This is a genomic window from Maribacter sp. UBA3344 (assembly GCF_002362375.1).
Classification (GTDB): Bacteria; Bacteroidota; Bacteroidia; order Flavobacteriales; family Flavobacteriaceae; genus Maribacter; species Maribacter dokdonensis.
On the sequence record NZ_DERI01000010.1, the window covers coordinates 1 to 15,971 of the forward strand.

17 protein-coding genes and 1 pseudogene are annotated in these 15,971 nt (G+C 35.6%); 5 read left to right on the plus strand and 13 right to left on the minus strand.

Translation table 11 applies throughout. The features are described 5' to 3' along the window. Positions 1-712: 712 nt before the first annotated feature. The 3 genes and pseudogenes from B2Z27_RS06965 to B2Z27_RS06975 form a co-directional block, all read right to left on the minus strand. The gene (locus tag B2Z27_RS06965; protein ID WP_286813108.1) at positions 713-868 is read right to left on the minus strand and encodes a hypothetical protein; all 156 of its coding nucleotides are present in this window, start codon (positions 866-868) and stop codon (positions 713-715) included. 34 nt (positions 869-902) lie between these two features. Next, a pseudogene (locus B2Z27_RS06970) lies at positions 903-1,316 on the minus strand (DUF6691 family protein). 3 nt (positions 1,317-1,319) lie between these two features. Further along, on the minus strand, positions 1,320-1,877 hold the full coding sequence (locus B2Z27_RS06975; protein WP_286813110.1) for a YeeE/YedE family protein: 558 nt from the start codon (positions 1,875-1,877) through the stop codon (positions 1,320-1,322). 197 nt (positions 1,878-2,074) lie between these two features. On the opposite strand from B2Z27_RS06975, the gene B2Z27_RS06980 reads away from it, so the two are divergent. From B2Z27_RS06980 to B2Z27_RS06995, 4 genes are all read left to right on the plus strand, one after another. Then, positions 2,075-2,392 carry a hypothetical protein gene (locus tag B2Z27_RS06980; protein WP_286813112.1) on the plus strand — a complete coding sequence of 106 codons (318 nt, stop codon included), beginning with the start codon at positions 2,075-2,077 and terminating at the stop codon, positions 2,390-2,392. 128 nt (positions 2,393-2,520) lie between these two features. Continuing rightward, entirely contained in the window at positions 2,521-2,919 is a 399-nt protein-coding gene (locus B2Z27_RS06985) for a DoxX family protein (protein WP_286813114.1), read from the plus strand. 6 nt (positions 2,920-2,925) lie between these two features. Continuing rightward, entirely contained in the window at positions 2,926-3,351 is a 426-nt protein-coding gene (locus B2Z27_RS06990; protein ID WP_286813115.1) for a sulfur reduction protein DsrE, read from the plus strand. A 10-nt stretch (positions 3,352-3,361) separates the two neighbouring features. Next, complete coding sequence (locus tag B2Z27_RS06995) at positions 3,362-3,991, plus strand: TlpA family protein disulfide reductase (protein ID WP_286813116.1); 630 nt, start codon at positions 3,362-3,364, stop codon at positions 3,989-3,991. Between the two features lie 76 nt (positions 3,992-4,067). Here the strand turns inward: B2Z27_RS06995 and B2Z27_RS07000 are convergent, their stop codons facing one another. The 9 genes from B2Z27_RS07000 to B2Z27_RS07040 form a co-directional block, all read right to left on the minus strand. Continuing rightward, on the minus strand, positions 4,068-5,396 hold the full coding sequence (locus B2Z27_RS07000) for an MBL fold metallo-hydrolase (protein ID WP_286813118.1): 1,329 nt from the start codon (positions 5,394-5,396) through the stop codon (positions 4,068-4,070). A gap of 72 nt (positions 5,397-5,468) precedes the next feature. Beyond that, on the minus strand, positions 5,469-6,086 hold the full coding sequence (locus B2Z27_RS07005) for a class I SAM-dependent methyltransferase (RefSeq protein WP_286813119.1): 618 nt from the start codon (positions 6,084-6,086) through the stop codon (positions 5,469-5,471). 11 nt (positions 6,087-6,097) lie between these two features. Next, positions 6,098-6,472: a rhodanese-like domain-containing protein gene (locus B2Z27_RS07010; RefSeq protein WP_286813121.1), complete on the minus strand. Its 375-nt coding sequence runs from the start codon at positions 6,470-6,472 to the stop codon at positions 6,098-6,100. A gap of 70 nt (positions 6,473-6,542) precedes the next feature. Continuing rightward, the gene (locus B2Z27_RS07015; protein WP_286813123.1) at positions 6,543-7,421 is read right to left on the minus strand and encodes a sterol desaturase family protein; all 879 of its coding nucleotides are present in this window, start codon (positions 7,419-7,421) and stop codon (positions 6,543-6,545) included. A gap of 9 nt (positions 7,422-7,430) precedes the next feature. Continuing rightward, the gene (locus B2Z27_RS07020; protein WP_047550317.1) at positions 7,431-8,231 is read right to left on the minus strand and encodes a sulfite exporter TauE/SafE family protein; all 801 of its coding nucleotides are present in this window, start codon (positions 8,229-8,231) and stop codon (positions 7,431-7,433) included. Between the two features lie 60 nt (positions 8,232-8,291). Next, a complete protein-coding gene (locus B2Z27_RS07025) occupies positions 8,292-8,858 on the minus strand; it encodes a Crp/Fnr family transcriptional regulator (RefSeq protein ID WP_394340207.1) in 567 nt (188 codons plus the stop codon). A gap of 261 nt (positions 8,859-9,119) precedes the next feature. Next, positions 9,120-9,956, minus strand: a complete 837-nt coding sequence (locus B2Z27_RS07030; RefSeq protein WP_286813124.1) for a DUF932 domain-containing protein — start codon at positions 9,954-9,956, stop codon at positions 9,120-9,122. 16 nt (positions 9,957-9,972) lie between these two features. Further along, positions 9,973-10,134 carry a hypothetical protein gene (locus tag B2Z27_RS07035; RefSeq protein WP_286813125.1) on the minus strand — a complete coding sequence of 54 codons (162 nt, stop codon included), beginning with the start codon at positions 10,132-10,134 and terminating at the stop codon, positions 9,973-9,975. Positions 10,135-10,395: 261 nt separating this feature from the next. Continuing rightward, positions 10,396-12,192: a ParB/RepB/Spo0J family partition protein gene (locus B2Z27_RS07040; protein WP_286813126.1), complete on the minus strand. Its 1,797-nt coding sequence runs from the start codon at positions 12,190-12,192 to the stop codon at positions 10,396-10,398. A gap of 1,032 nt (positions 12,193-13,224) precedes the next feature. Between B2Z27_RS07040 and B2Z27_RS07045 the strand changes: the two genes are divergently transcribed. Continuing rightward, on the plus strand, positions 13,225-15,141 hold the full coding sequence (locus B2Z27_RS07045) for a hypothetical protein (RefSeq protein WP_286813127.1): 1,917 nt from the start codon (positions 13,225-13,227) through the stop codon (positions 15,139-15,141). A 338-nt stretch (positions 15,142-15,479) separates the two neighbouring features. On the opposite strand, the gene B2Z27_RS07050 is transcribed toward B2Z27_RS07045, so the two are convergent. Further along, positions 15,480-15,746: a hypothetical protein gene (locus B2Z27_RS07050; protein WP_286813128.1), complete on the minus strand. Its 267-nt coding sequence runs from the start codon at positions 15,744-15,746 to the stop codon at positions 15,480-15,482. Positions 15,747-15,971 lie beyond the last annotated feature (225 nt).

Consider the following 15,971-nt stretch of genomic DNA (forward strand, 5'->3'; position numbering starts at 1 on the left):
GATAAGTAGCTGTGGTTAAATTAGAATTGGTTATGTCGTGCCTGTTTTTCGACGCCCCGAAAAACAACAAAGGCTTTATCCATTATAAACCCCTTAAAATGTGTAAGACAGCGGTTTGGTTTTTAAGGATTTTCGAGTGAGGGCTCAAGAAGACCGCGCCGAAAATCCTGTTAAGAAAACCGAAGTGAAGACTTTCCGATGAAAAGCGGACTTAATTCACAATTTTGGCAAAGGAATGAAGTGTTCCTTCCCAGAGCATCGGGAAGGGTTAACGGAATGGAAAGCTGAAATTGGGGATTGTGTCCAAGATATTTATAGGGAAGCTCTTTTCCCGAAATGTAGCTTTTTGGGGAATGTAGGGGAATGTGCTGAATGGATTATGAAAATGAATTTTCCTTTTCCGTTGGATTTAAAGCGGACTTGACTTTGAAGGTGTAGCTTGGAATGTAGTTTGACCGCTTCCTGACATTTCTCGGGAATGAGCGGGCAAGTGGAATGGAAAACGGAAGCTTTGAAGTTGTGTCCAAGACTATTGTAGGGAAGCGTTTTTCCCGAAATGTAGCTTTTAGCGGAATGTAGGGGAATTTGCTGAGTGGGATTATAAATGTAATGGCATAAAAAAACCTCCCTACCAAAGTAAGAAGGTGTTTTTGTTTCCAATTTAAACCGATTATTTATTTAAAATATATCTTTTAATTAAATAATAAATTTCTTACTTAAAAACTTGAAATGCCCATACGATTAATAAAAAACCAACTCCTGTTATTGCTGGGGCAGGTATTTTCATTACTATACCAACCACTATCATCGCAATCGCAGTTAAGCCTAGCAAAACACTTATCAAATCTATTTTTTTATTACGTGTCATATTTATCTTTTTTTTAAAATAATTAAAATTTTAATTAATGTGGCAGATGTTTTCTTAAGAGTCCATAACCAAACGTACCCAACAGCGCTCCACCAATGACCACGAGAATAGAAAGATAACCCGCTCCTGCTAATACATACATAGGACCAGGACAAGCACCTGCAAGAGCCCAGCCTAACCCAAATATAATACCACCAATTAAATATCGAGCGACACTTTTGTTTTTAGGTTTTAGTCTCATTTCGCTACCATCCAACGGCTTTATATTCATTCTTTTAATCACTTGAACGCCAATTACACCCAACACTAAAGCTGACCCAATAATTCCGTACATATGGAAACTGCCAAACTGAAACATTTCATAAATACGAAACCAAGAAGCAGCTTAAGATTTAAACATTATTATTCCGAAGAAAATACCAATTGCTAAATATGTAATATATCTCATTCTTTAAAAAATTAAGGGGTAAATTAAATGAACCATTACAAGTCCACCGATAAAGAAACCTATGACAGCAATTAAAGATGGTAATTGCAAGTTACTTAATCCTGATATTGCGTGACCCGATGTACAACCACCAGCATATCGCGCCCCAAAACCAACCAGCAATCCACCTACTAAAAGTATAATAATGGTAAAAGGATCGGATAGTGCTTCGGTTGAAAAAATCTCTGGTGGCATATAGCTTTCGCCACCACTTGTAATATTGTAGTCGTCCGATAGTTGTTGGGCAACTTCAGGATTGATTTCCACCGTATTGTCACTCATAAAATTCGAAGCTATGAAACCACCTATAATAGCTCCAAGAACGACCATTAAATTCCAGCGCTCTGCTTTCCAATCGAACTTAAAAAAATCTGCTGCTTTCCCTGCGCCTACAGCAGCGCAAGCAGTACGTAAATTTGACGACATACCAAATTGCTTTCCAACGAACAATAGAATAAACATCACAAGTGCGATAAGTGGCCCTGCTACATACCAAGGCCAAGGCTCATAAATCCAATTCATCTTTTTTATTTTAAGGCAAATATCAAATTTTCCTAATGTGAATACGGTAACCTTTGTTACACTGCTTAAATATTTATTTAAAATTAGTTTATCAACGTTGGGTAACAATTGTTACAGTTCCTGTTTATTCATTTACCTATTTTTGTGTCAGCGTGAAAAATAAAACTTACATAGCGGTATTTCTTACATTCATCTTTATGGCAAAATTTTTTGCTATTGATGCGAATGGTTTGAACACTATTTTCAGCGGAAATGACATAACATTTGTAAAATCGAATTGTAAAAAGAAGAATTCCCCGAAACAGTCAAATCAGAAAACAGAATTTTCGCAAAATGATTTCAGCGCGTCACAACTTGTTACGTTAAGTGGTTTTTGTACCTCGCAGTTTCAATTTGAGCTGTTCACTTGGGAAACAAATATCTCAAAACCCATTGCAGTTTTTAACGAACATTTCACTTCAATATTAAGTTATCGCTATTTAGATAACGATTCTCCACCACCTCGCTTGGCTTAAATCCATTACTTTTTTTAAAAATTAAAAGTCGGTGCAGCCGTAATATTTTTTCGAGCTTAAGCAATTAAACCAAAGGAAATAGTACGGCTAGACATCGCACAAAATCAATTTTATTTAACGTATTTATAATGACGACAAAAATTTTAATCAGTCGCCGTTCCATACAGTTATTGCGCGTATTAGTCAGTGGAATATTTCTCGTAGCAGGTTTTAATCATTTGCTTGAAACTGAAAAAACCGCAATGCGAATTGAACGGGCAAGCTTTAAGGGTATCGCGCATTTGTTTGGCGAACCCCAATGGCTCATCATACTATCTGGTATCGTTATGATTTCGGCAGGCTTCCTATTTCTTGTGGGATATAAAACCAAATGGGCGGCAATGGTATTGATGGCAGTTTTAATACCAATTACATTAACGGTTCAGGTTGGACAAATCACAACCCTTGGGCCACTATTCAAAAACATAGCAATTCTCGGTGGACTTCTTTTTTTCGTACTGAATGACACCAATAATCTTTTAAAATAAATCAAAATGAAAACAATTTTTTATAGTACCGTAGTAATAGTAATGACTCTTTTTACGAGTTGTAGTTCTTTAGCGCAAAACACTGTAGATACAAACAAAAATAATTATGTGGTACTCACTAAAAAAGTGCCCCAATTAGAACCAATAGTTTTAACTGCGGAATCATTAAAAGAGGAAGATGGTAGCAATTTTGGTCAGTTTGAAGTTATCATTTGCGGCAAGGAAATTGGCGATATTACAGATAGTTCTAAAATGAACGACTTTATAGAGCGTGCTGAAAATGCTGGTGTACAATTGGTGGCCTGTGGTTTTTCGCTCAATAAATTCAAAGTTGATAAAACGAAAGTACCCAAAGAAATGAAAACCGTCGAAAATGGTATTCTATACAATTTTCAACTTCAAAAAAAAGGATATAAAAGTTTAAGCCTTTAAAGTAAATAAAATGAAAAATAAGAAAACAAATAGTTTGAGAAATTCTTGGATTCAATACGGAATTATGGCCATAGTGGCCATTACACTTTATGCAACAGGTTTACATACAGAAGTTATTGGTTTTGCACAACGAGGACTACTTACTACTGGTTTAATGAACCCTGATGTAGCCGAAATTGCACAAGTAAGAAATAATAAAAACAACGACGATGAGGCATCAATGCCAAATCTTACCAAAGCAGATTTAAACCTAAAATTAATCGACGCTGAAGGCAAAACAAGGTCATTGGAAGAATTTAAAGGCAAGGTAATATTCTTAAATTTTTGGGCAACTTGGTGTCCGCCTTGTATTGCCGAAATGCCGAGCATCGATAAATTACACGAAGAAATGGGTGATGAAGTTGCTTTCGTAATGCTATCATTCGATGATGATTTTGAAAAGGCTAAAGCTTTTGATAAACGCAAGGGTTATGATTTACCCATTTACGCTCCTGCAAGTGATCTTCCAGCTATGTATCAATCATCCTCTTTACCCACTACCTATGTTATAGATTCAAGAGGAAATTTAGCGCTGACACATAAGGGAATGGCAGATTATGACAATGTAGAGTTCAAGAATTTTTTAAAAGGATTGAAATAAACTTATTAGTCACTATAATATAAAAACCGCATCAGAAAATATTTCCAATGCGGTTTATTTTAATTAGTGCTTGAAACTATTTAAAATCTTCAATGTCATCACTTAAATCATATACTTTTATGCCTTTCAATTGTTTTTCAAGAATACTACTTCCTGCCGCACTTCTATAACCACCTGCGCAGTGCACAACAATAGGTTTGTCCGTTGAGATTTTATTTGCAGAATCTCTCAACTCATTTAAAGGATGTGAAATGGCGCTGTTAAAAAACTTCCCTTCTTCTACCTCGCTTGGGTTACGTATATCAACGATGGTGTAGTTGTCAGGATTTTTTTTGAAGTCTGCTAAATCAAGTTTTTCAGATGCCACAAGATTTTCTTCTGAAAGCGTTATCACTTTCTTCAGAAGTTTTTCATAACCTATTTTTGCGACGCGATGCAACAAAACGTCTTTGTTCTCCTTATTGTCAATAACCAAAGTATATTCTTCAGTTGGTTCAACAATAGAACCTAACCACGTTTCAAATTTTGCGTTATCTGAAACCGCTTGAATGTTGATACTACCTTTTAAATGTCCTTTTTTAAAGGTTGCTTCATCTCTCATATCGACTATCAGACCTTCCCCTGTTGTGTTTTCAGCAAACGGAACTTTCCCAATCGAAGGCTTTAAATCATCTGCACCTCTCTTATTCATATCAACGTCGTAGCCAAAATAATGAGGAATGAATGGTTGTCCATCTAATATGGTGTCCATAAACTCTTCTTTAGACTGCTCTTTAAAAGCCCAATTGCCCATACGCTCATTGCCTAACGTACTACTGGCCGCATCGCTCAAATTCTTTCCACAAAGCGAACCTGCACCGTGAGCTGGATAAACAATAGCATCATCTGGTAAATTCGTAAATTTATTCGTGATAGTTTCGTACATCATTTCAGCAAGTTCTTCACGTTTTGCTTTCATATTTCCAGCCTTTTCCCGTAAATCAGGACGACCTACGTCGCCTATAAAAAGAGTGTCTCCAGTAAAAAGCACGGTTTCATTTCCTTCTGTTGCAATAATGGTAATACTATCTGGCGAGTGCCCTGGGGTATTTATTGCTTTCAAGGTTATATTTCCCAATGAAATAGTATCTCCTTCGTCAAAAGATTGGTATGGATAATCAGCTCCCAACTTTTCACTATTGTAAATAGTTGCACCTGTTTTTTTATGGATTTCAAGATGTGAACTCACAAAATCTGCGTGTGGATGGGTTTCGATTACTGCAACGATTTCTGCTTTGTTCGCTTTCGCAAAAACGTAATATTGCTCTGGCTTTCTTTCGGGGTCTATAATTGCCATTTTTCCTTCACTGATAATAGCATAAGAATAATGAGCCAATGGTTTATATTCAAATTGTTTAATATTCATAATGTCTAAATTTTATATAAAAATAAAAAAAGCTACAGTCAATAGTTGTAACCTTTGATACATAACTTGTTTTTACTTCAGTTTTTTCAATCTACAGAATTGAAAATTCTGTACTGTGTTAAAGGGTGTTATATGGTCGGTGGTAAGGCAATCTTCTTTTTTAAAATGATTCTTGAATTTTTTAATTAGTTCTTGCTCATTATATTGAGAAATTTTTAGACCACTACATTTTGTGGGACCATTTTTTGAAAACGTGCCAATTATCAAACTATCACTTACAAAATTTGCAACGATAGCTTGATACCGTTCAATCTCTTCTTTCAAAGTTAAAAAGTGAAACGCTGCCCTGTCGTGCCATAAATCATATACCACATCAGGTTTAAAAGTAGAAATATCACTTACAATCCAAGTTACTTTACTTGCTTTGTTGCCCAAGCGTTTTATGGCTTTATCGAGTGATTTTACAGAAATATCAAGTACCGTTATATTCTTATAACCTTCTTCAAGCAAATAATCTACAAGCTTGCTATCGCCTCCACCTATATCAATTATTTTTGCGGTTTTAGGCAATCCAGCATCCTGAATTAAATTTAATGAAGTCTCTGGTTTTTCCTGTGTCCAACTTACTTGGTTTGGGGTTTTGTTTTCGTAAACCGAATCCCAATGTTGTTTTATAGGTGTCTTTAACATTTTATTAATGGTTATCCTTTAAATGGCCAGCCCATATAGCCGCCTTGCAAATCATAGATTTTGGTAAAGCCCATTGCTTTGAGTTTGCCTGCTGCTTGTTGACTTCTGCTTCCAGAGCGACAATACAAATAGACAGGTTGCTCTTTGTCTAACTTCTCAAATTCTTCAGTAAAATTTTCTTGCTGGAAAAAATCGATATTTAAAGCTGATTCGATAGCACCAGCCTTAAACTCATCTGCTGTGCGAACATCTACGAGTTGCACATCTTTTGACTTGATTGCATCCTTAAAATCGGAAGGATTTAGAATTTTTATTGTATCATTTTGTTGTGCATTTGCACCAAAGAGTGAACTAAAGAGGGTCATAATTATAATAATATTTTTCATTTGATATAAAACTTTAAGTCAAAGATATACTAGTGAAAGAAGGAAATTTGTAACCTATGTTACCAAAGAGCTATTTAGTATTGTTTTTAAAAGGAAAAACCAATTGACCTTTAAAATCTTCTGGAAATGTCTCATCCCCTTTAAAGCCAATTTCCAAATCTTTACCACTTTTGGGAACATACGCAGTGCCGAAGATGTAGTCCCATATGCTCAAGGTAAGTCCGAAATTCATACCATATTTATGCTGTCTTGGAAGTTCCTTAGCGTGATGCCAAATGTGCATTCTCGGATTGTTAAATATGAATCCAAGTTTTCCGTAGCTCCAATCTAGATTTGCGTGATTTAAATGACCTACAAAAACCGAAAACATATGAATGATAAAGAATTGTTCTATCCCAAAACCTATCATAGCCAATGGGATATATTGTAGGGATTTATAGACTATGGTCTCCATAAAATGAAACCGAAACTGTGCCGCAAAGCCCATTTCTTTAACGCTGTGGTGTACTTTATGAAATTTCCATAACCAAGATACGCGGTGCAACAACCTATGCACGTTCCATTGGACAAAATCTGCAATTAAAAACATAATCAACAATTGCGACCATTCTGGTAGCGATTGAACTTCAATAGCCACTATATTGTTTATACCAAAACTACTAAGAAAATCATCGAATAGGGCGACTCCTACATTTGATAAGGCGTTGTAACCTACAAGAGAAAATAGGAAAAAGTTAAACAGTATATAGAAAGCATCCAGCCAAAATCCTTTTCTAAAAATAGGTTGTTTTTTTCGCCAGGGAATAATGATTTCCAAAGTGAAAACCATCAAAGAAAGCCCAATAAGCCAATAGAAATAGTTGGTCCAAGAGGGGTTTGATATTTCATAAACAAGGTAGTTCCAATAGCCAATAAAAGATTCTATTATTATGTCAATGTATTTTTCCATCCTTGTATTTTACATTGTTAGTTCTTTGTAGATAATATAAATACCCATTACAAGAACGAACCATCCAAATGCTTTCTTGAGTTTCTTTCCGTCTATAAATTTATTGAGCCATATCCCAATAAAAATGCCCACAACTGAAATTGCTGTAAAAATAAGAAGGAATGGCCAGTCAATATTCAAATTCTGAACATCGCCCAAAAAACCAATCAGAGATTTAATCGCGATTATTAAAAGGGACGTCGCAACTGCTTTTTTCATTGGCAATTTTGCTAAGAGAACTAAGGCAGGTATAATTAAAAAGCCACCGCCTGCACCTACTATACCTGTAATAGTTCCCACCACCAAACCTTCTATAATTATTAAAGGATAGTTATAGGTTATTTGAGCTTCCTCGTCAATTTCTTTTCGCTTGTTTCGAATCATTGAAACAGATGCGAGCAACATAATAATGGCAAAAAAGAGCATTATGGCCAGGTTCTTCGTGACCATAAAACTGTTTACACTAAAAAGTTCTTCAGGAATAGCAGGAATTAAGAATGCCCGAGTAAGATAAACAGCTATAAAAGCTGGGACAGCAAAAATGATGGCCGTTCTATAATCCACCATCCCTTTCATCATATTTTTAATTGCGCCAATAAGAGATGTTGCTCCCACCACAAATAATGAATATGCTGTTGCAATTACTGGGTTAAGCGCAAGTGCATACACCAAGATAGGAACGGTAAGAATTGAGCCACCACCACCAATCAACCCTAATACAAGTCCTATCAAAAGAGCACCTACGTAACCTAAAATTTCTACGATTTCCATTTGTTCAGAAAATTATGGAACAAATGTACGTGTCGGTATGTTCAAAGTCTGTAACTGTTGTTACAGGACTTCAATAAAACTGCGGTGCAATTTTAACTTATTGCTATTTTCCATTTTCTTCAGCAGGCGTGAAATTACCACACGACTGGTATGCAGGTCTTGTGCAATCTCTTTGTGAGTCGAGTATATGTGTTTGCTATTTAATATTTCCATTTTATCCTGAAGATATTTTTCCAATCGCTCATCCATATTATTAAACGCAATATTGTCTATACTGTCCAACATTTCCATCATTCGGTTATGGTAACTGTTGTAAACAAAATGTCTCCAGGTTTTATAAGAACTGGACCACTCTTCCATTTTGGCAACTGGTACTTTAAGAATCTTGACATCAGTCTCTGCAATCGCGTGTATTTCACTTTTTGTGCTTCCCAAACAACAATTCATTGACATCGCACAGGTTCCTCCTTCTTCTAAATGATAAAGCAATAACTCATTTCCGTCATCATCAGGACGCATTATTTTAATACTACCTTGAATTACCAATGGTATAAAATGGATGAATTGTCCAACTCTAATTAAGTCTTGACCTTCAGAAATTTGACTAAATTCCCCAACCTCAATCATCTCGCTGATTAGGGCAGGTTCAAACTGACTAAAATATGTGGTTTTAAATAATTTCTCCAAAATATACTTTATGGTCGTGTAAATTTATTATCATCAAATTTAAATAGAAAAAAATCCATCCGATCACTTTACACACTTTTTTCTTACAGGATAAGTTTGAATGCCCTTGATAGCCCATTTTTTAATGGTAAAATTTAGTGACACCTTAGGGAATGATAAATCAAAATCCAGTTTGAGGTACTGGACAAACCTTTATTTAATTTATGCCATAGCATAGACTTCATCAAACAGCTTTTTATCTAACCGCTCTTGTTGTCCGAAGCTTTTCTTCAAAACGTTATGAAGTACCGAGTTGAAGGCATTGTAACCCAACCATAGATTTGGTTCTTCATTGAGCAACAAGGCTTCATAGTTTAAGATTTCGATGACCTCACGAGATTTTTTCGACGGGTCGCTGTTCTTATCGCTACATTCATACCGAAACAGTTTTGTTTTGTCAAGAATCGCTTTTACAAATTCCTGAGTATCGATGATTTTAAATTCCTTCATCTTGTCGAACTTCTTGGTAATGGTGTAGAATTCATTATCCAGAAACTTATCGAATAGATTGTTCAGCCTTGGCATAATCAAGTGCGTATTGTTCTTACTATGTTTGATGGAAAACTCAATTTCTGCTTGTGAAACGTGCAGTCCGTTTGAACATACTTCTCTGTAAAATCCGAAGTGTCCAGAGGTCTTTTCACTTCCGTCATACGAATTCTTGAACCGAAGCATCGGCAATATCAAGTCCTTATGGTTCTTAACCGTAAACTGGCTTTTGTCGTCGATAATAAAGTCTGTAATAAAAGACCTGTCATTTTTGTTTATAGTGCGTTTGTGGAAGTTCAGCTGTGCATCGGTCAGCATTTCTTCAGCTTTCTTGAAGAATAGTTGATTTGGAATGTGGCCATAGCTGTTAGAGACCACATTGACGATTTTGCCATTAGAGATTATGGCATTTTCAAGCCCTCTTCGGGATTCCATCTGGGTCAGAGTTTTTAATGATTTCATTTCTGATGGAACAAAGATTTCATCCTGTTGCAAATTTTGTAAATACATAGCTTTTGAATTTAGATTAAACATTTTCTGATAATACTCGGTAATAGTTGGGATGCTTATCCCTGTAATAAGCCAAGTGACTTTCGCCACTATCAATGTCATAATTTTCACTACTCGACTGATAATGCTTTTCAGCTTCTTGTAGCGAAATTTTAGGTTTTTCAGATACTCGTTTCATAATGATATATTTTGATTAAACAATATTTGAGCAGTACCCAAACGGAAGCTAAAATCTCAGCTCAAAAGGAAACGGAATAAATAAGCGTAGGATGTTGCGTTGGCTTTATGCCGTAGTCTTTTGATGGGTGTATTTTACGAGTTTACCTTTGCGCTAACTATTGATTGATAACCACTTCCTTGTAAATACATCTTTTAAAAAACTATCATAAAAAAGAAAAAGGGCCAGCACGAATGCCGACCCTTTCTCAAACAACAAAAGCTAATCGTTGAGTTCCTGAATTTGTTTTTCAAGAACTGTGATGCGCTCTTTCAAACGTGCTTCACGCTTGTCTCTCTTTTCGGCATATTCTTTTTCAATGCCGGCAATCTTGGATTTGTAATACCCTTGCATCGCATTGTAGAATGAAATGTTCGTCAGATTGTTGACGTGATTGCTTTCGCCAAAATGAACTTGCTTTGTGAGCATATAGCGTATCAACTTGTGAAAGATTTCCTTTTTGAAATTCTTCTTGAAATTCTCGACCATTTCAACTTTGGTCATCTTTGAAGTGTCGCCCAAGAACTTTGAGAAATACTTTTGTTGGCTCATATAGTCCACATTGTTCTCAAATAGCGATATCGAGAATGCCGCCATTTCATCTGTTGAAAGTGTCTTCTTCGTATCGATATATTTCGTCTCACGAATCATTTCTACAACTTCTTCAAACTGCTTGTTGTTCTCTATTTGCTTCTTACGGATTTCTCTTTCGTTGATTTTAACGATTTGTTCTTTAGGCGTACAATCTGCCATTTTCCTATTGGCCAATGGTGCCGAATATTCCGTAGAATCGTTCTTTGATTTTTCAACAATTTTTAGAAAAATTTCTTTGTGCTGGAATGAATCGGGATGGAACACAATACCGTTTTTAAATCCATCTTCTTTTGCTGAATTGAATTTTTCTAATGCTTCTTTATAATTCTGCATTGCTTCATCCAATTCTTCCTTTAATTCATCTTCAGAATAATCGTAATGTTGATATTCTTTCTGAATAGCTTCGATTGTTGGCTCAATCGGATTCTCTATAATTTCAACATCGTCCAATAGATAGACTTTCAATTTGTTTTTTTCCAATTGTGATATAATGAGCTGATTGTTCTCGTCATCTGCCCAATACTGTCGTATTTCAGGGATTAAAAGGATATTCTCTTTCTTGGACTTTTCAATCAGGTTTAAGAACGATTTACTTTTCTTAGTTTCAAAACAGGCTGCTTTCGTGCAGACCATTTTACCCTCGCCGAACAGATTGCCTTGATTTGCCGCATTGAACGGACATTCTATACAAGACCCAGCTTTTGGGACCAATTTTTTATCGGCTACATCAAAAGATGTTTTTTCCAAATCATAGGTCTGGTCTTTAATCATCCTGTTTATCTGATGCGCATTAAAATCCTCGCCCATCGTTTCCAGCATCATCTGCTGTTCTTCGGGTTCAAAGAGCGCTACACCTACACCCAATGAGATTGTCATTTCGCCATTGCGTACAAAGTGCTTGAAACCGTCAATCAATCCTGCCAGTTTAAGTCGCTGTCTGATAAAGTTATCCGTTCTTCCCAACCGTTTTGCAATTTCGGTAGGCGCATATCTTTCGCTTAAATAAGCAATCGCCTCTGCTTCTTCGGTTGGCTCAACATCCTGTCTTTGTAGATTTTCGATGATTTGAATTTCCAGAACATCATTGTTCTTGTATTCCCTAAAGATACACGGAATTGATTTCTTGTTGGCCAATTTACTGGCTCGATACCTCCGCTCCCCCATTACGATGATAAAATCGTTTCCAGATTTTCGGACTGTAATAGGTTGCAGAACACCGTGCTTTTTGATACTTTCTGAAAGCTGCTTTAACGCATCCTCATTAAAAGTCTTCCTGGGCTGCATCGGGTCGGGAATGACCTTTGCAATTGATAGGTTCTCAATCTGAAGCCCAATCGCTTTTTGTGTCAATTTTTCTTTGACTTCTTTCTTGGCGGCCGTAATTTTTTTACCGCTCTTTCTTGTGGTACTCGCTTTTGTTGTCATAATACTCAAATTTTAGATTAAACAATATTTGAGCAGAAACCAAACGGAAGATAAAATCTTGGCTCAAAAGGAAACGGAATAAATAAGCGATGGAAGAGACGTTGGCTTTATGCCGTAGTCTTTTGATGGAAGTATTTTACGAGTTTAAATTGCGGTCATATTGTATGATAATAAACCCCCTTAGTTAAATTTTTATTTTCAATTCATTGGTAATATATTAGTTTAATATTTATTGGTAATAAATGTTGTTAATTGAAAAGAATTATTATTTTTGCATCAGGCGAATCAAATTGAACTACAACTCACGAGAATTAGTTCACAAATCGTCAACATAGATAAAAATATTTGGCAGAAGTGCCACAGCGACAGGGCTCGCCAAGCAAGGTTCGAGTCCCGTCCAGACCGCAAATACAAATCCTAATTAGTTACTAATAACTAGTTAGGATTTTTGCGTTTATAGCGTGTACGGTATTTGTACGGTAAATCTTTTCCTAGCTAAAATTACACTCATATTATTTCTACAAGCTGTCCGTCCATAGAGACAAGATGATACAATTGGTAATTTTAAATACTCGATTATATCGGAGGCTATTCACAATTATCCAAGATTAAATATTCTATTGACCATCAACAGAAACTCCAAATTGTAAAAAAATCTACCTTATGTTATCGTAAGTATGTTGGTTAAGCAGAGTAATTTTCTAAAACTTACCCGTCCGCGGGGCAAGCAATAATCTCTGTAGGACCTAATCGAAACGGACATTCAGATGGCAAGTATATTGATTTGCTAAGATTATTAAACCAATATTCTCAAAACTAAACAAATAACATATGTCATTGATTTATGATTGCACTACATGAAAATAAAAAAAATTGTCGTTTTAATTACATGGAAAAAGTAGCTAACACATTCCTGCGTTAAAAAGAAATAATACGTAGAAGTAAAACATGTTGTGAATACCCGTGATTATGTTTTTAAAAGCAATGAAATTATATTTTCGTCGTTAAACCAATTTAACAAACAATCAAATTATGCTTAAAAAACCTATTGCACTTTTTTTATTGACCTTGTCCTTTTTAGGATGTTCCAAAAATGAATCCGATGATTCGCCTAAAACTCCAGAAGAGGAGGTTTTGAGTGATGCCAAAGAGATTATTTCATTTAAGATTAGTATTGACAATGAAGATTATACGGCGGCAATCAGGAACGACAGTATCTTTTATACTTTTCCTCCTACCACGGATTTAACTGCTTTGGCACCGATAATCACTTATTCCGAATTGGCGGATATAGATCCAGCTTCGGAGGAAACGGTAGATTTTACAAGTCCGGTTAAATATACGGTAACAGCTGAGGACGAATCCCAAAAGGAATATACGGCCGTATTGGACAAATCTGATCCCGAAAATGAAATTACATTGGTAACTTTTGAGAATTCGGGTAGTTATAGCACAGGTTTTTACGGGCAAAATCCGGCAGATATAGATACATTGTACTACACGTTCACCTTTGCCGATATAACAGATTTAACAGCACAGATCGAGGTTTCTGAAGGATCTACTTTGGAGCCTGATCCCGCCGGAATAACTGATTATTCTTCTCCGGTCAAATATACAGTGACAGGAGCCGATGGTTCAACAAATGAGATTCTTGTTTTGGCTAAGAATCGGCCACTTCAAGAAGTGAGAATAGATGGTTTTGTTTCAAGTGAATTTGCTGATGTGCCTTTAGGAGGCGATATAACGTTCGAGGTGAATGAACTCACACCTTATCGCGATAGTATCCAAGTACGGTTGTTCAGTGATTTGGAGTCCTTTGACCTTGAGGTAAAGAGTATTAATGAAGAAACCAATGAAATAACGGCAACCCTACCCGATTCCTATATAAATAACAGATTTGCACTTGAAGTTTCGATAGCACGTGAAAATACCGATGAATCTGACGGATTTAGGTTACTTAAAGGAAAATCGAATTTCACAAGGGTAGTAACCCCTTATAACGATGGCAATCCAATACCTGTTGAGAAAGCAATATGGCCGGGACATATTTTTGATTTGTTTGTATATATAAAGGATGATGCTGTGGATGATCATGAATTTTTCCTTTTAAAGGGTGGGGTCTATTATGAATTGATTAAAAAAGATGAGTATAATACATCCATTACATCAGGGGTTAGGGTTGAAATGCCGGAACTTCCAAATGTATTGCCGGCAGAAGGTACCGACTTTAAATTGGTCATACGAAATGCCGATGGGGATGAAGTATTTGACCTTGTCAATAGCGAAGGAAACAAAATAGAGGTTGTTTTTGCCAAGGAACCGGTAGTTAATTCTATAAGTACTACTTCGGTGCGCAAAGATGGAACTTTTAAAATATTGGGGGAAAATTTGTTTAATGGTCCAGTTATTGGTTATGCCAACTCAAACTTTTTAAGGAAAAGAAGTAATGTGTTGCTAAGTGATGGTATGGGTAATTACTATTATGTTTATAGTGAAGAAGTAGATGCTAACGGAAACCTTATCGTTGATCTTTCAACTCGCCAATACATGCCAACGGGAACCTATAACGTGGCTTATTCCAGTAACTATACGATTTATCCCTTAGAATACATCGGTTATAGCATTACTATTACACAACTGCCTTCAGAGCACCCAACTTTAGAGGTTGCTGAGTCAAAGCTATATAGCGATAGCAATGCTACTTCTGCAAAACAGATTCTTTTGACTTTTAATGAAGATATTGGGGATTATACTATAAAAAGAATCGTAACAGGTAAACATGAAAATGTTGTTGTAGAGAATTATTTCACTTATCCCACCACGGTATTAACAGGGGCTTTATCCAATGAAGATTATGCCTTAACGGTGAATGATCGCGACGGTTATGTTGTGGTAGAGGATAATGGCGTTGAGTATAAAATCTATTTTACTATGCAACTAGAGGATTAAAATAAATTGAGTAACTATATCAATGCCCCATATATATATGGGGCATTTTTTTGTTTCTTTTCTTTTGAGTACGTGATAAACTAAAAAGAGTCCGATCAATCAAGACCGTACTCTTTTATGCATATTTTTTATAATCAATAAGCCAACTTTTAAATTTCTTAAATACAGACATATTAATTTCAGACACTTTATAATTCTTTCCATCTGAAAATTCAGGATATTACAAGATAGTTTCAAGTCAGGTCCAGACCGCAAAAAGCTCTCAAGAAATTGAGAGCTTTTTGCGTATTAATAATTCAAAATTTTTATAGAATTGTTTTAAATAAGTAGCGAAAAAATTAAATCAACTTTCGCTTAATTCTTAGCATTCGCTCATTCATTAATTGAGCATATAGTATCTGATTTTCTTCAATTAACCTTTCTCGCTCAGAAACCTCGGATACCCTTTCATCACTCACAAATGCATCAGAAGATTCCTCATCTTTTTGACTTTCAATAGTTAAATCGTTTAGCAAAAGATTCAACTCGTTAGTTACTTCAGTTTCAGATAATGCTACGGTATTTTCTTTAGAGACCACAGATTTGAATAGGCTTAAAAACGTCATAGGTATTGATTTGGGGTTTAGTATAAAACGATACTTATGTCAAAATAGTATAATTAAAAGTAATCTTTTTCCTACTAATTTCAATAATAACCAATAATACCTTCTAACTTTAAAAAACTATAATTAGCTCATTTACGCCAAACCATACACGTATGAATGCAAAATTCTTATTTTAGGGCATCCAAAATACTACAAAAGCAAAAAAATAGTTACCATATTAGAGAA

Bases quoted from the DNA above. Each gene is read 5' to 3' on its own strand.
- B2Z27_RS07035 (WP_286813125.1), bottom strand. From the start codon at position 10,134: ATGAAACGAGTATCTGAAAAACCTAAAATTTCGCTACAAGAAGCTGAA.
- B2Z27_RS07015 (WP_286813123.1), bottom strand. From the start codon at position 7,421: ATGGAAAAATACATTGACATAATAATAGAATCTTTTATTGGCTATTGG.
- B2Z27_RS07005 (WP_286813119.1), bottom strand. From the start codon at position 6,086: ATGTTAAAGACACCTATAAAACAACATTGGGATTCGGTTTACGAAAAC.
- B2Z27_RS06980 (WP_286813112.1), top strand. From the start codon at position 2,075: ATGGCAAAATTTTTTGCTATTGATGCGAATGGTTTGAACACTATTTTC.
- B2Z27_RS07030 (WP_286813124.1), bottom strand. From the start codon at position 9,956: ATGTATTTACAAAATTTGCAACAGGATGAAATCTTTGTTCCATCAGAA.
- B2Z27_RS07000 (WP_286813118.1), bottom strand. From the start codon at position 5,396: ATGAATATTAAACAATTTGAATATAAACCATTGGCTCATTATTCTTAT.
- B2Z27_RS07020 (WP_047550317.1), bottom strand. From the start codon at position 8,231: ATGGAAATCGTAGAAATTTTAGGTTACGTAGGTGCTCTTTTGATAGGA.
- B2Z27_RS06995 (WP_286813116.1), top strand. From the start codon at position 3,362: ATGAAAAATAAGAAAACAAATAGTTTGAGAAATTCTTGGATTCAATAC.
- B2Z27_RS06990 (WP_286813115.1), top strand. From the start codon at position 2,926: ATGAAAACAATTTTTTATAGTACCGTAGTAATAGTAATGACTCTTTTT.
- B2Z27_RS06965 (WP_286813108.1), bottom strand. From the start codon at position 868: ATGACACGTAATAAAAAAATAGATTTGATAAGTGTTTTGCTAGGCTTA.
- B2Z27_RS06985 (WP_286813114.1), top strand. From the start codon at position 2,521: ATGACGACAAAAATTTTAATCAGTCGCCGTTCCATACAGTTATTGCGC.
- B2Z27_RS07040 (WP_286813126.1), bottom strand. From the start codon at position 12,192: ATGACAACAAAAGCGAGTACCACAAGAAAGAGCGGTAAAAAAATTACG.
- B2Z27_RS07010 (WP_286813121.1), bottom strand. From the start codon at position 6,472: ATGAAAAATATTATTATAATTATGACCCTCTTTAGTTCACTCTTTGGT.
- B2Z27_RS07045 (WP_286813127.1), top strand. From the start codon at position 13,225: ATGCTTAAAAAACCTATTGCACTTTTTTTATTGACCTTGTCCTTTTTA.
- B2Z27_RS06975 (WP_286813110.1), bottom strand. From the start codon at position 1,877: ATGAATTGGATTTATGAGCCTTGGCCTTGGTATGTAGCAGGGCCACTT.
- B2Z27_RS07025 (WP_394340207.1), bottom strand. From the start codon at position 8,858: ATGATTGAGGTTGGGGAATTTAGTCAAATTTCTGAAGGTCAAGACTTA.
- B2Z27_RS07050 (WP_286813128.1), bottom strand. From the start codon at position 15,746: ATGACGTTTTTAAGCCTATTCAAATCTGTGGTCTCTAAAGAAAATACC.